At 68.3% G+C, this 13,733-nt stretch carries 13 protein-coding genes; 11 read left to right on the top strand and 2 right to left on the bottom strand.

Annotated features, from left to right (window positions below; translation table 11 throughout):
• Positions 1-2: 2 nt before the first annotated feature.
• From ACV4UZ_RS03200 to ACV4UZ_RS03150, 11 genes are all read left to right on the top strand, one after another.
• The gene (locus ACV4UZ_RS03200; protein ID WP_491599488.1) at positions 3-380 is read left to right on the top strand and encodes a YbaN family protein; all 378 of its coding nucleotides are present in this window, start codon (positions 3-5) and stop codon (positions 378-380) included.
• Positions 381-473: 93 nt separating this feature from the next.
• Entirely contained in the window at positions 474-737 is a 264-nt protein-coding gene (locus ACV4UZ_RS03195) for a twin-arginine translocase TatA/TatE family subunit (RefSeq protein WP_491599487.1), read from the top strand.
• Positions 738-743: 6 nt separating this feature from the next.
• Positions 744-1,148: a Sec-independent protein translocase protein TatB gene (tatB, locus tag ACV4UZ_RS03190; RefSeq protein WP_491599486.1), complete on the top strand. Its 405-nt coding sequence runs from the start codon at positions 744-746 to the stop codon at positions 1,146-1,148.
• A gap of 10 nt (positions 1,149-1,158) precedes the next feature.
• Positions 1,159-1,980: a twin-arginine translocase subunit TatC gene (gene tatC / locus ACV4UZ_RS03185; RefSeq protein ID WP_491599485.1), complete on the top strand. Its 822-nt coding sequence runs from the start codon at positions 1,159-1,161 to the stop codon at positions 1,978-1,980.
• A 66-nt stretch (positions 1,981-2,046) separates the two neighbouring features.
• On the top strand, positions 2,047-3,066 hold the full coding sequence (locus ACV4UZ_RS03180) for a hypothetical protein (protein ID WP_491599484.1): 1,020 nt from the start codon (positions 2,047-2,049) through the stop codon (positions 3,064-3,066).
• On the top strand, positions 3,047-5,305 hold the full coding sequence (locus tag ACV4UZ_RS03175; protein ID WP_491599483.1) for a tetratricopeptide repeat protein: 2,259 nt from the start codon (positions 3,047-3,049) through the stop codon (positions 5,303-5,305). Before ACV4UZ_RS03180 ends, ACV4UZ_RS03175 begins: the two co-directional genes overlap by 20 nt.
• A gap of 67 nt (positions 5,306-5,372) precedes the next feature.
• On the top strand, positions 5,373-6,641 hold the full coding sequence (serS, locus tag ACV4UZ_RS03170) for a serine--tRNA ligase (RefSeq protein WP_491599482.1): 1,269 nt from the start codon (positions 5,373-5,375) through the stop codon (positions 6,639-6,641).
• Position 6,642: 1 nt separating this feature from the next.
• Positions 6,643-7,422: a 5'/3'-nucleotidase SurE gene (gene surE, locus ACV4UZ_RS03165; protein ID WP_491599481.1), complete on the top strand. Its 780-nt coding sequence runs from the start codon at positions 6,643-6,645 to the stop codon at positions 7,420-7,422.
• Entirely contained in the window at positions 7,422-8,066 is a 645-nt protein-coding gene (locus tag ACV4UZ_RS03160) for a protein-L-isoaspartate(D-aspartate) O-methyltransferase (RefSeq protein WP_491599480.1), read from the top strand. Before surE ends, ACV4UZ_RS03160 begins: the two co-directional genes overlap by 1 nt.
• 119 nt (positions 8,067-8,185) lie before the next feature.
• On the top strand, positions 8,186-9,235 hold the full coding sequence (locus ACV4UZ_RS03155) for a peptidoglycan DD-metalloendopeptidase family protein (protein WP_491599479.1): 1,050 nt from the start codon (positions 8,186-8,188) through the stop codon (positions 9,233-9,235).
• An 89-nt stretch (positions 9,236-9,324) separates the two neighbouring features.
• Positions 9,325-11,469 carry a protoglobin domain-containing protein gene (locus ACV4UZ_RS03150; protein ID WP_491599478.1) on the top strand — a complete coding sequence of 715 codons (2,145 nt, stop codon included), beginning with the start codon at positions 9,325-9,327 and terminating at the stop codon, positions 11,467-11,469.
• 150 nt (positions 11,470-11,619) lie between these two features.
• On the opposite strand, the gene ACV4UZ_RS03145 is transcribed toward ACV4UZ_RS03150, so the two are convergent.
• Together ACV4UZ_RS03145 and ACV4UZ_RS03140 are read right to left on the bottom strand one after the other, a co-directional pair.
• Positions 11,620-13,290, bottom strand: a complete 1,671-nt coding sequence (locus ACV4UZ_RS03145; RefSeq protein WP_491599477.1) for a trypsin-like peptidase domain-containing protein — start codon at positions 13,288-13,290, stop codon at positions 11,620-11,622.
• 4 nt (positions 13,291-13,294) lie between these two features.
• Positions 13,295-13,702 carry a methyl-accepting chemotaxis protein gene (locus tag ACV4UZ_RS03140; RefSeq protein ID WP_491599476.1) on the bottom strand — a complete coding sequence of 136 codons (408 nt, stop codon included), beginning with the start codon at positions 13,700-13,702 and terminating at the stop codon, positions 13,295-13,297.
• Positions 13,703-13,733: the final 31 nt, after the last annotated feature.

Genomic DNA, 13,733 nt, shown 5'->3' with positions numbered 1-13,733 from the left:
CCTTGGACCGGGGCCGCAAGCTCGCCCTGATGATCATCGGCTGGGCCTTCGTGGCCCTGGGCGTGGTCGGCACCGTGCTGCCGGTGATGCCGACCACGCCGTTCATGCTGGTGGCGCTGTGGTGTTTCGCCAAGTCGTCCGACCGCTTCCACGGCTGGCTGTTCCACCATCCGGTGTTCGGACCGCCCCTGCGCGACTGGGAGATCAACCGGGTGATTCCCCTTTACGCCAAGGTCATCGCCCTTTCCAGCATGGCGGTCAGCATCGTCTACGTGGTGGGCTTCACCCGGGCTCCCTGGTGGGCCATGGCGATCATGGGCGCCACCTGCACGGCGGGCGCGGTGTTCATCCTCAGCAAACCAAGCCGCAAGCCCCTCTAATCCCCAAAGCCGCCATTGCGGTGTTGCTTTTCTTTTGCGATGATCCGCCGCCGGCCGGTTTGCCCGGCAATGACGTACGAGGAGTGTCGTGGCATGGGTAGCATGAGTATCGGTCATTGGCTCATCGTTCTGGTCATCGTGCTGCTGCTGTTCGGCGCCAACAAGATTCCGAAGCTGATGGGCGACATGGCCAAGGGCGTGAAGGCCTTCAAGCATGGGCTGAAGGACGAGGAGGAGCAGGCCGCCGCCGCCGCGCCGCCGCCCCAGGTGGCTCCCACCCCGGCACCGCCCTCCCAGGTCACGGAAGCCCAGGCCGCCAAGCCGGCCGCCACCCCCGATTCCGCCCCCAAGGTCTAAGACCGGATGTTCGACATCGGCTGGGACGAGATGGCGCTGATCGCCGTGATCAGCCTGATCGTCATCGGACCCAAGGACTTGCCCGTGGTCCTGCGCCAGATGGGGCGCTGGACCCGCAAGGCCCGCGAGATGGCGGCCGAGTTCCATCGCGGTGTCGATGACATGGTCCGCGAATCCGAGCTGGACGAACTGAAGAAGCAGGTGTCCAAGGTCTCCGACGTCAACCTGCTGCGTCAGGAGGTTGACAAGGCCATCGACCCCACCGGCGAGATGGCCAAGGCCATGGAGCTTCCCTCCCTCGACCTGAAGGGGGGAGAGGAGGTGCCGCCGCCGGCGCTTGCCTCGGTCAGCGATCCGGCCCCCGAAGAGATCAAGCCCGCCGAGGCGCCCGCCCGTCCGCCGGAACCCTAGAGGAAGCATCTTGAGCGAGTCCCACGACGACAAGACCATGCCGCTGCTCGAGCACCTGATCGAGCTGCGCCGGCGGCTGATCTGGTCGGCCGTCTCGTTCATCGTGGCCTTCGGGGTGTGCTACTACTTCTCCAACGAGATCTACGAATTCCTGCTGGAGCCCTATTCCAAGGCGGCCCTGGCCAAGGGCGGCAGCCGCCGCCTGATCTACACCGCGCCCACCGAGGCGTTCTTCACCTTCATGAAGGTGTCGGCCTTCGCCGGCGCGGCGCTGTGCTTCCCCATCTGGGCGGGGCAGCTGTGGGCCTTCGTGGCGCCCGGCCTCTACAAGCACGAGAAGCAGGCCTTCCTGCCCTTCCTGCTGGCCACCCCCATCCTGTTCGCCCTGGGCGCCGCCATGGTCTATTACCTGGTGCTGCCCAACCTCTACACCTATCTGCTGGGCTTCGAGAACCTGCTGGGCGGTCCCAGCACCCTGCCCATCCAGATGGAGGCCAAGGTCAACGAATCCCTGTCGTTGATCATGACCCTGATCTTCGCCTTCGGGCTGGCCTTCCAGATGCCGGTGCTGCTGACCCTGCTGGCCCGGGTCGGGCTGGTCACTGCCGACGGGCTGGCCGAGAAGCGCCGCTTCGCCATCGTCGGCAATTTCGTCTTCGCCGCCATCGTCACGCCGCCCGACGTGGTCAGCCAGCTGTCGCTGGCCATTCCCATGGTCGGTCTCTATGAAATCTCCATCCTCTCGGCGCGCTGGGCCGAGAAGAAGCGGGACGAGACCCAGGACGACGACGGCGACGACACACCCCATGACGAAACCGATTTCAATTCGTAGAATCGGCTGTTGACCTCTACCGTCAATAAGCGATAGTTGACCCGCGACAGTACGGGATGGTGGTTCATGGGCTTTGTGGAGGACGAGATCGGGCGATTGCGCGGCATGACCGGCCGCGACCTCGCCCTGGCCCATAACCTGATCCATGACGGGCGGCTGGCCGGGCCCCGCTACCAGGCTTGGACCGTCGCCCTGGATGCGCTCCAGGCCGGGGACCCGGCCATCACCGATCTGGAACAGGCCCAGTGGCGATATTTCGAGGACGGCAGTCCCCCGCTGCTGTCGGGACGTGCCGCCCGGGCCTTCACCGCCATCAACGCCGCCGCCTGCCAGGAGGCGCCGGGCAAGGGGACCATCCGTCTGGTCCGGCTGGAGAGAATCGACTGGATCCTGGACAAGGAGAAGCCGGACCTGGACGAGGCGGCCCGCATCAAACGTCTGGAGACGGCCCTGGCCAATGCCCGCGATCCGGCGGCCACTCCGCAGGCGAGGGCGGATGGCGAGGCGATCCTCGACGGCTTTGTCGAGGTGTGGAACAGCCTGCGCGACAATCGCGCGCTGTTCGGGGCCTATCACGACAGCCTGGACGAAGAATTGAAGTGCCCCAAGACCTGGCCCCGGGAGATGCGCAATCGCCTGGGGTTGGGCCATTATCCGCCGCCGGGCCGGTCACGGCTGCTGGTGGCGCTGATGGAGGTGACGGTAGAGGAGATCCTGGCGGCGGCGCCCCCGGCCGAACGCGGCATGGCCTTCGCCGCCCCCACCGCCATCGAGGGGCCGGGCCTGTCGGAATGGTTCTATCCAACCCCTTCCCCGGCGACGCCCGGCGGCGTAAGCTATGGCCGTGCCGTGGATCTGGCTGGCCGAGGCGACCGTCTGGTGGCGGAAATCCTCTTCCGGCCCTTTCCCTATGCGGCGAAGCATCTGAAGAGGATCGGCTGGATTGTGCGCCCCAACACCGATGCGCCGCTGGAGACCATGCGCGATACCCATCTCGGTCTGTTGCGGCGTGACTATCCGGGTTTCGCTGAAATGATGACACCGCCATCCTCTCCGAGCCCGCCCCATGCGCCAGCCCATCCATAGCTGGCTGGAAGACTTCGCCCGCGATGCCGCCGCCGCGCTGGATGCGCTGTTGCGCGGCCGGGTGGCGTTCGAGGGCTATGGCCCCATGGATGCCGAGGAGAGCCTGGGCTTGCTGTTCACCCGGGACGGGGCGGCGGCCGACCGTGCCGGCGACCTGGACCGGGGATTGTGCCTTTGGCTGGAGGCCCGGCTGGGGGAGGAAGTGGGGGCATGGCCCAGTCCGGCCCGCTTCGCCCGGGCCCTGGAACAGGCCTTCGGGCTGGTGCACCAGATGCGGCTGATGGAATGCGGCCGGCTGCTGTCCCGGCGGCGGGCCGAATGGGATTCCCTGGCCTGGATGCTGTCGGGGGACGGGCGCGATATCCGCTTCCGCCTGTGGGGGGCGCTGGCCGCCACCCAGGCTGACCGCCGGCTGCTGGGCCGCTGGCTGGAGCTGTGCGAGGCGGTGGGCAAGGGGGAATTGCCGGATTATCGCCTGCCCCTGGCCCTGCTGGGCCTCGACGCAATGCCGCGTCCGCCCGGCGCCCCCGATCTGGAACCGGCCTTGCTGATCGGTCTGGCCCGCTGGGCGCAGTTCCTGCCCGAGGCGGAGGAGGCGCGCCAGCTCTTCCTGCGCCGCTGGCGGGTGATCCGCGCCGACCATCCCCGCAGCCCCGACGATTGGGACAAGGCGGTCACCCCCCTGCTGAGCCGCTTCGCCCGCAAGCCCTTCGCCCGCTGGTGGGCCGAGGATCTGGGGCTGGCCGTCAGCCACCGCGAGGCGGCCAGGCCCGAGCGCGGCGATGACTTCCGCGACCGGGTGCGGGGCCTGAAGGGTCCGCAACTGGACGCCGAGGTGGCGGCCTTCCTAGCCGCCCATCTGGCCGAGGTGGAGCGCAGCGGTAATCGGGAGAATTTTGCCAAGGCTATGGACACGGCTGGCCGTCCACTGATTGACCGCGCCCCCCTGGCCGCCCTGTCCCTGGCTCGCGCGGCGGTGGACTGGCAGCCGGAGGAGCCGCGGCGCTGGGATCTGCTGGCCGAGAGTCTGGCGGCCTGCGGCCAGTGGCGGGAGGCGGAGGCGGTGCTGTGGCAGGCCCGCGCCCGCTTCGGCGACAACCCCTTTCCAGGCACCCAACTGGCCAAGCATCTGGCCAAGTGGCCGGAGCGGGCGGCGGAGGCCGAGGCCCTGTGCCGCGACACCCTGCGCCGCTTCAAGGGCGATGCCGTCGCCCTGGGCCTGCTGGGCCATCTGTTGGCCGAGCAGGGCATGGTCAAGGAGGCGGAAGCGCAGTTGCGCGCCGCCATGGCCGCCGATACCGAGGCTGAGAATCCGGAGCCTCGCACCAATCTCGCCCGCCTGCTGGCCGATACCGGGCGCTGGCCCGAGGCGCGGGAAGTGTTCGAACAGACCAACGCCGCCTTTCCCCGCAATGCCCATTCCCGTCTGGCCTATGGCATCGAACTGGTGTGGCGTGACGAGCCTGATCGCGCGGCCGAGTTGTTGGCCGAATTGCGGCGGATGAAGCATACCGGCGCTAATACCTTGGCCCATCACATCGGCCTCAAGGCCGAGGGCAAGCCCCGGTCACCGCGCAAGAAGAAGGAGGCCTTGCCTCCCCGTCTCGACCTGCCGGCCGATTACGTCCCCGCCGACGCGGCGTGGGAGGTGCTGCGCGCCCAGTTCCGCCTCACCGCCCTGCAACGCCCCGATCTGGTGCTGTGCACGCCGCAGGAGCGCCAGGCCTTGACGCGGGAGGCGGAGGAGACCCTGGACCGGCTGTGGCGCGATCACCCTCACCATCCGGTGGTGCGGCTGGTGGCGGCGCGGCGCCGCAAACTGGTAGCAATCTCGGCCAACGACTTTGCCGTCTCGCCGGCCCTGGAGCTGGAACTGGCGCGGCGGCACGGCGGCGGGGCCGGGCAGGTGGCCGCACGCCATCCCGCCCTGGCGCCGCTGTGCTGGCTGGCGGAGATGGAAGCGGGCGGCGACGGCGAGGGACGGGGGCTGAAGCAGCTGCTGGACTGGCTGGCCAAGCCGGCCTCCGCCGACCCGGCCACGGCCCATATCCATGCCCTGATGAAGGGCTGGGACAACATGCCGGGCATCCTCAACCGCCGCAATCTGCCGCCCGCCGTGCTCAAGGGCTTCCTGGGCGACCGCTTCGAGGAACTGGCCTCGGACCTGCTGGACATCGCCCTGCTGCGGCTGGCCGAGGTGGAGGCAGTCGAGGGCCGGCCCTTCGCCCTGGCGGCCTGAGCCCCCCTCGACAGGGGGGGCGCCAGGGCTTATAAGCCTTGCGTCTTCCATCTTGGACCGAGCCGCCATGCATGACCTGAAGTCCATTCGCGACAATCCCGAATCCTTCGATGCCGGCCTCGCGCGCCGGGGGTTGGAGCCGCGTTCGGCCGGGATTCTTGACCTGGATGCGCGCCGCCGGGCGGCCCAGACCGCCTTTCAGGAGATGCAGGCGCGGCGCAACGAGGCGTCGAAGCAGATCGGCGCCCTGAAGAAGAGCGGCGGCGACGCTCAAGGATTGATGGACGAGGTGGCGAGCCTGAAGGAGCGCATGCCGGCCGCCGAGGAGGAGGACAAGGCGCTGGGCGCCGAGATCGAGTCCATCCTGGCCTCCATCCCCAACCTGCCGGCCGCCGACGTGCCGGACGGCCCCGACGAGGAGCACAACGTCGAGCTGCGCAAGTGGGGGACGCCCAAGGAATTCGCCTTCACCGCCCTTGACCACGACGCCATCGGCGCCAGGCTGGGTTTGATGGATTTCGACGGCGCAGCCAAGCTGTCGGGGGCGCGTTTCGTGGTGCTGAAGGGGGCGCTGGCCCGGCTGCAGCGCGCCATCGGCCAGTTCATGCTCGACCTGCAGACCACCGAGCACGGCTATACCGAGATGGACCCGCCCTTGATGGTCAAGGACGGCGCCGCCTTCGGCACCGGCCAACTGCCCAAGTTCGGCGAGGACCTGTTCAAGACCAATACCGGCCACTGGCTGATTCCCACCGCCGAGGTGCCGCTGACCAATCTGGTGGGCGACGAGATTCTCGACGAGAAGGTGCTGCCCATCCGCATGACGGCGCTCACGCCTTGTTTCCGTTCGGAAGCCGGGGCGGCGGGCAAGGACACGCGGGGCATGATCCGCCAGCACCAGTTCCACAAGGTGGAAATGGTCTCCATCGCCCATCCCGACCGTTCCGCCGAGGAACACGAGCGCATGACCCGATGCGCCGAGACGGTGCTGCAGCGCCTGGGGCTCGCCTACCGCACCATCGTGCTGTGCACCGGCGACATGGGCTTTTCGGCGCAAAAGACCTACGACATCGAGGTGTGGCTGCCCGGCCAGCAGCGCTACCGGGAAATCTCGTCGTGCTCCAATTGCGGTGATTTCCAGGCCCGGCGCATGAAGGCCCGCTTCCGCCCCGAGGGCGAGAAGGGCACCCGCTTCGTCCATACCCTCAACGGCTCGGGCCTCGCCGTGGGCCGTACCCTGATCGCCGTGATGGAGAACTACCAGCGCGAGGACGGCTCCATCGAGGTGCCCGAGGTGCTGCGTCCCTATATGGGCGGGCTGGAGGTCATCGCCTGAGATGTTCGAGCCGGTCGCCGATCCCTCAAGCTTGCGCATCCTGATCTCCAACGACGACGGCATCAACGCCCCGGGCATCAAGGTGCTGGAGCGCATCGCCCGGACCATCTCCAAGGACGTCTGGGTGGTGGCGCCGGAAACCGAGCAGAGCGCGGCGGGCCATTCGCTGACCATCCGCCGCCCGCTGCGGGTCCGGAAGGTGTCGGCGCGGCGCTACGCCGTGGACGGCACCCCCACCGATTCGGTGCTGCTGGGTGTCAACCACGTGCTGAAGGGCAAGAAGCCCCATCTGGTGCTGTCGGGCATCAACCGGGGCTCCAATTTGGGCGAGGACGTCACCTATTCGGGCACGGTGGCGGCGGCCATGGAAGGCACCATCCTCGGCATTCCGGCCATCGCGCTGTCCCAGTTCATCAACCATCCCCACCCGGTGAAGTGGGGGACGGCCGAGCATTGGGCGCCCGGGATCATCCGCCGGCTGCTGGCCCGGGGCTGGAGCCGCAACGTGCTGATCAACGTCAACTTTCCCGACGTGATCGCGTCATCCGTCACCGGAATCGAGGTCACCCGCCAGGGCAAGCGCAAGATCGGCGACGAGATCGTCGAGCGCAAGGACCCGCGCGGCGAGGCCTATGTGTGGATCGGCGCGCAAAGGGCCGAGGACCGCTCGACGCCCGGCACCGACATCGAGGCGGTGTGCCGGGGCGCCGTTTCGGTGACGCCGCTGTGCTTCGACCTCACCCATCGGGACGACATGAAGGCGCTGGAGACGGCCTTTTGATGAGGAAGGCCGAGCCCCGAATCATCCGCCTGCTGATGGAATTGCGGCGGATGGGGGTGACCGATACCCGCGTGCTGTCGGCCATCGAGCGTATCCCCCGCGACCTGTTCGTCGCCGAGCCCTTCCTGGACCAGGCCTACGAGAACACGGCGCTGCCCATCGCCTGCGCCCAGACCATCAGCCAGCCCCTGGTGGTCGGCCTGATGAGCCAGGCCCTCGAGGTGGGCGAGCGCATGAAGGTGCTGGAAGTGGGCACCGGGTCGGGCTATCAGGCGGCGATCCTGGCCAAGCTGTGCCGCCGGCTCTATTCGGTCGAGCGCCACAAGGCGCTGCTGGCCGAGGCGGAAGCGCGCTTCAGGCATCTTCGCCTGCACAACATCACCTGCCGGGCCGGTGACGGCTCGCGCGGCTGGCCGGAACAGGCGCCCTTCGACCGCATCATGGTCACCGCCGCCGCTCCCGACATTCCCCCCGCTCTGGTCGAGCAGCTCAAGCCCGACGGCATCATGGTGCTGCCGCTCGGCGACGTGGGCGGCATCGACCAGGAACTGGTGCGCATCACCAGGACCGATCGCGGCATCGACATCCAGCCCTTCCTGCCGGTGCGCTTCGTGCCGCTGGTCGAGGGCATGCCCGAGGAATGAGTAGGGATGCGGGCGGGACGCCCACGCTCCACGAAGGGCATCGGCTCGGAGCGCGGGCGTCCCGCCCGCATCCCTACGGCATGATTGCCCCATGATCCCTCCGTGCTTATAGTGCGGGCATGAGGCACGCGCCACATCATCTGGTTATGGTCCTGGCCCTCGCCGCCGTGATGGCGGCGTGCTCCCCCAGTTACGATTCCAAGGTGCCGGTGTCGCGCGGCCCCGACGGCCCGCTGCAGGTGCAACGGCCGGCCGCCGTCACCGTCTATGCCGGCGATACCGTCTATTCCATCGCCCGGCGCTATTCCCTGGCGGTCCGCGACCTGATCGAGGCCAACAAGCTGCAGCCGCCCTACCAGCTGCAGCCCGGCATGGTGCTGCGCCTGCCCGGCGGCGGCTCCGATTACGTGGTGCAGCGGGGCGACACCCTGTCGGTGCTGGCGCGCCGCTTCAAGGTGGACTTCAACACCCTGGCCGCCACCAACGGCAAGCGGCCGCCCTATGTCCTGCATGTGGGCGAGCGCCTGACCATTCCCGGGGCCAAGGGCGGCACTCCCGCCGCGTCGCCGCCTTCGCCCGGCGGCAACATCGTGGTGGCTTCGCCCAACGCGCCGGGAGGAGGAGGGGGAGGCGGCAAGACCAATTCCGTCCGGACCGATCAGCCTCCCGCCTATGCCCGCGAGCAAGCCCACGCCGCTCCGCCCGCCGCCGCGCTGCCCGCCGCGCCGCCGGCCCGCGCCGGGTCCAGCTTCCTGTGGCCGGTCAAGGGCGAGGTGGTGGCCGAGTTCGGCCCGCTGCCCGGCAAGGGCCAGCACAACGACGGCATCAACATCGTCGCCGCCAAGGGCAGTGCGGTGCGCGCCGCCGAGAACGGCGTGGTCGCCTATGTGGGCAACGAACTGAAGGGCTTCGGCAACCTGCTGCTGATCAAGCACGCCGACAACTGGATGACCGCCTACGCCCACAATGAGAAGCTGCTGGTCAAGCGCGGCGATCAGGTGAAGCGCGGCCAGACCATCGCCACCCTGGGAGCCAGCGGCTCGGTCACCTCACCGCAATTGCATTTCGAGATCCGCCGGGGAACCGAGGCGGTCAATCCCATCGATTATCTGCAAGACAAGGTCGCATCGCCGGCAAAAGTGTATCACTTTGCTATGATTGCGTATTGACCCCGGCCCGCGAACGGACCACCCTGATCTCATATATGAATGACCGTTCGTATAGGACGGCGTGAGGGACGGCTTCCAAGGAGGGGCGCATGGCGAACGACAGCGATGCCGTGGCGAAGAATCGTGACCGGCTGAGGTTCCTGCGCCTGGACGACAAGGCGGTCTCCGCCATCAAGGCCGTCCGTCCCCTGGTCGAGGGCAGTCTTCCCGGCATCGCCGATTCCTTCTACGCCCATCTGATGGAATGGCCGAATCTGCAGTCGCTGCTGGGCGGCGGCGCCAGGATCGGCCACCTGAAGCAGACCCAGCAGGCCCATTGGAGTTCGCTGTTTTCCGGCCGCTTCGACGAGGATTACTTCCATCGCGCCGTCGCCATCGGCGCCACCCATGAGCGCATCGGCCTGGACGTCAACTGGTATCTGGGCGGCTATTGCTTCGTGCTGGAGAAGCTGATCGCCGAGCTGCATGCCAAGTGCGACAAGGCGCGCTTTCCCGACATCGCGGCGGCGGTGCTGCGCGCCGCCTTCCTGGACATGGACCTGGCCATCTCGACCTATATCGAGCACGGCGAGGCCGGCAAGATGAAACGCGAGATGCTGGCGCTGTCCGATACGGTGGACCGCGAGGTGGCGCTGACCGTGGGCGACATCGAGAAGCAGGTGAAGCGGCTGATCGAGGGCGCCCGGGAACTGACCGGGGTGGCCGCCGAGCTCAAATCCATGGCCGAGGCGGTGGCCGAGGCGGTCACCGTGACCAGCGACAACGTCCAGTCGGTGGCCGGCGCCACCGAGGCGCTGGAGGAGACCTCGCGGCAGATTTCCGCCAAGGTGCACGGCACCTCGCGCCTGACCGACGCCGCCCAGCAGAAGATGGAAACCGCCGCCGCCACCGTGGACGGGCTGAAGGACGCCACGGGCCGCATCCGCGACGTGGTGCGCCTGATCCAGTCCATTGCCGGCCAGACCCGCATGCTGGCCTTGAACGCCACCATCGAGGCGGCGCGCGCCGGCGAGATGGGCAAGGGCTTCGCCGTGGTGGCCGACGAGGTCAAGCGCCTCGCCAAGCTGACCGAGGACGGCATCCGGGGCGTCAACGCCCAGGCCCACGCCATCGGCCAGGCCACCGACGAGACGGTGGCCATGGTCGAGGAGGTGACGGCGTCCATCCAGGACATCAACACCATCGCCCAGGAAGTGAACCTCGCCAGCGAGATGCAGCTCTCCGCCACCGCCGACATCAAGGGCAACGCCGGCCAGGCCGCCGATCATACCGGCACCGTGCACGGCCATGCCCAGTCGGTGCTTCAGCAGGCCGAGCGCACCGGAATCACCGCCCAGCGGGTCAACGAGCTGTCCATGGTGGTCAACCGCGACGTCAGCGACCTGCAGCGCCGCCTCGGCATCATCCTGCGCTCGTCGGCGGCGGGCGACCGCCGTGCCGTGCCGCGCGTCGCCGTCGGGCTGGCCTTCTCGGGCCGGATCGGCACCAGGGAGGTCAAGGGCCATACCGGGGATCTCGCCAGCAAGGGCGTCGTCCTGGCCGGGCTCAACGATCCGTCACTGGTGGGGCAGGGCGGCACCCTGGACCTGGACGGCATCGGCCCGCTGCCCTGCGACGCGGTGGGGGCCAGCGTGCTCGGCCTGCACGTGCGCTTCCGCGAGGTTCCCCAGCAGGCGCTGGCGGCCATCGCCGCCGCTCAAGGAAAGGCCCGCGCCGAGGAGCGCCTCTACATCGATCTGGTCCAGGGCGTGGCGGGCGGCGTCACCTCGGCGTTCGAGGCGGCCCTGAAGGCCGGCGAGATCACCGAGGCCGACCTGTTCGACACCCATTACGAGCCCATCCCCGACACCTCGCCGCAGCAATTCATGGCACGGCACACCAGCCTGACCGACCGGGTGGTGCATCAGTTCACCGAGACGGTGCTGGACAAGGACCCGCGCATCGTCATCTGCTGCGTCGCCGACCGCAACGGCTATATCGGCACCCACAACAAGAAGTATTCCCAGCCGCAGAAGCCGGGCGAGACGGTGTGGAACACCGCCAATTCCCGCAATCGCCGCATCTTCGACGACCGTGCCGGGCTGGTGGCGGCGCGCAACGTCCAGCCCCATTTCGTCCAGACCTATCCCCGCGACATGGGGGGCGGCAATTTCGTGGTGCTGAAGGAATTCGACAGCCCCATCACCATCCGGGGCAAGCATTGGGGCGCGGTGCGCCTGGCCATCAAGCCGTAACTTAAAGCGTCGAGCGCTTAATCGGAAACAGTCTGTCACCCTGAGGCGGAGCCGAAGGGTCTTTCACCGGCAACGGCGGTCGCTTGCGGCTGAAAGATCCTTCGCTTGTGCTCAGGATGACAGCATGTCTCGCATTCAATGCTCTATGCTCTACTCGACCCGGCACTCGATGAACACGGTAACGCGCTTGATGCGCTCGCCCACGTCGGCGACCGACAGCTGGGCCGAGGAGGCCGCCGTCTGGTAGTTGACGCCGTTGCTGTCCAGATAGCTGCGCGCCAGATCGGCCTTGATGGCGAAATTGATGTTCTGGGGCAGGTCACCGGTGCGGTCGGCGATCTTCATGGCGTTCAGTTTCGAGGTGACGACGCCGACGATGTTGCCGCCCATGTCGATCAGCGGCCCGCCGGAATTTCCCTTCTGTACCGGAGCGGTGATCTGGTAGTGGCGGGGGTCGCCGCGCATGCCGTTGAGCGCGCTGACCACGCCGGCGGTGACGTTGGGTTCGCGCGACAGCAGCGACGACAGCGGGAAGCCGACCACAACCACCTCGTCTCCCGAGCGCAGCGGCCGGTCCTGGCGGAAGCGGGCGATTTCCGGCAGCCGCAGCGAGGTCTTGAGCAGGGCGAGGTCGTTGGCGCTGTCCTTGGCCTTCAGCGAGGCGATCTCGGCGGGGCCGTCCTGGGGCTTGACGGTGATGGTGCGGCATTGCTCCACCACATGGGCGTTGGTCATCACCACGCCGTCGGTGGACACCACGAAGCCCGAGCCCGTCGAGACCTTGCCGCCGGTGGGGCGGGGCGGGGCGGTGGCCGATTGCTGGGGCGCGGGCGGGGCCGAGGTGGCGGGCGCCGGGGCGGCATGGGTCACCTGCGGCGCCGAGGCGTTGCCGGGTCTCCACTGGGCGATGCGGGCGCGGGCCGTTTCCACCTCGGCCGGCGACAGGCGGGCGGCGGCGGAATCGCGTTCCTTCTCGTAATTGGCCTTCAGGTTGGCCGGAGCCCGCTGGGCGCCCAGCGCCATCCAGACATAGGCCTCCACCATGGATTTGGGAACGCCGTGGCCGTTGGCGTACATGACGCCGAGATTGTGCTGCGACTGGGGGTGGCCCAGGTCGGCGGCCTTGCGGAACCACGGGGCGGCCTTGGCCACGTCCTTCTCGACGCCGCCCTGGCCCAGCAGGTAGCCGAGGCCCAGGATGAACTGGGCGACGGGGCGCCCGGCCTCGGCGGCGATGCGGGCGTGCTCCAGGGCCTTGACCTTGTCGGTGGGCATGGCGCGGCCGTCCCAGCTGAGCGAGGCGAGGCGCTCGTGCGACGCGGCCCAGCCCTTCTCGGCGGCGCGCTTGAAATACTCGACGCCCCTGGCTTCATCCTTGTTGATGCCCAGGCCGTTGAAATGGATCTCGCCCATGGCGTGGATGGATTCCGGCTGGCCCTTGTCGGCGGCGCGGCCGAACCAGACCAGGGCCTGGGACACATCCTTGGGCACGGCGCGGCCGTTGAAATAGGCGCTGCCCAGCCAGTGCTGCGCCAGGGAATCGCCGGCCGAGGCGGCGGCGTTGAGCAGGCGCAGCGCCTCGACGTCGTCCTTGGTCCCGCCCAGTCCCTCGAACAGCATGTGGCCCAGCCTGGCCTGGGCGGCGGCGTTGCCCTGGGCGGCCAACGGCTTGAATTCGCGGATGGCGGCGGTCCAGTCGCGCTTCTGATAGGCGGCCAGCCCCTCGTCATAGCCGGCCATGGCGGAGCCGGCGCCCAGGCCCAGCATCAAGGCGAGGCCGAAAGAGGCGAGGGGGCGGCAGATCCTGCGGGGCGCGGTCATCGGATTATTCTGCGGCGTCGGCCCGCAGGCGGCTGGCCAGGCGGCCCAGTTCGTCCACGGCGGCGCCCATCTCGGCTTCCAGCGACTGGGTGATGCCGTCGATGCTTTCCGAGACGTTCTTCACCTCGCCGGCCACCACGGCGAAGCCCTTGCCCGCCTCGCCGGCGCGCGCCGCCTCGATCAGGGCGTTGAGCGCCAGGATGCGGGTGGTGCCGGTCACCTTCTTGATCTCCTCCACCTTGCGGGAGACCACGTCGGCAAGGGTGGCGGTCAGTTCGATGATGCGTTCCTGATCGGACATGGTGTCGGTTCCCGCAAGAGTGTTTGACGCAGTGTAAGGGCGGACCGCCCGGGGGGCAATCGCCGCCTTCTCGAAATCGTACGGCTTGGGGGCGGCGGCGGGCTGTGCCATTGTTCCGGCCGCCGGAATGGCCAAGGAGTAG

This window comes from Paramagnetospirillum sp. (assembly GCF_058402745.1).
Note: the sequence above shows the minus strand (reverse complement) of the source record. Positions and strands in the feature narration are given on the sequence as shown.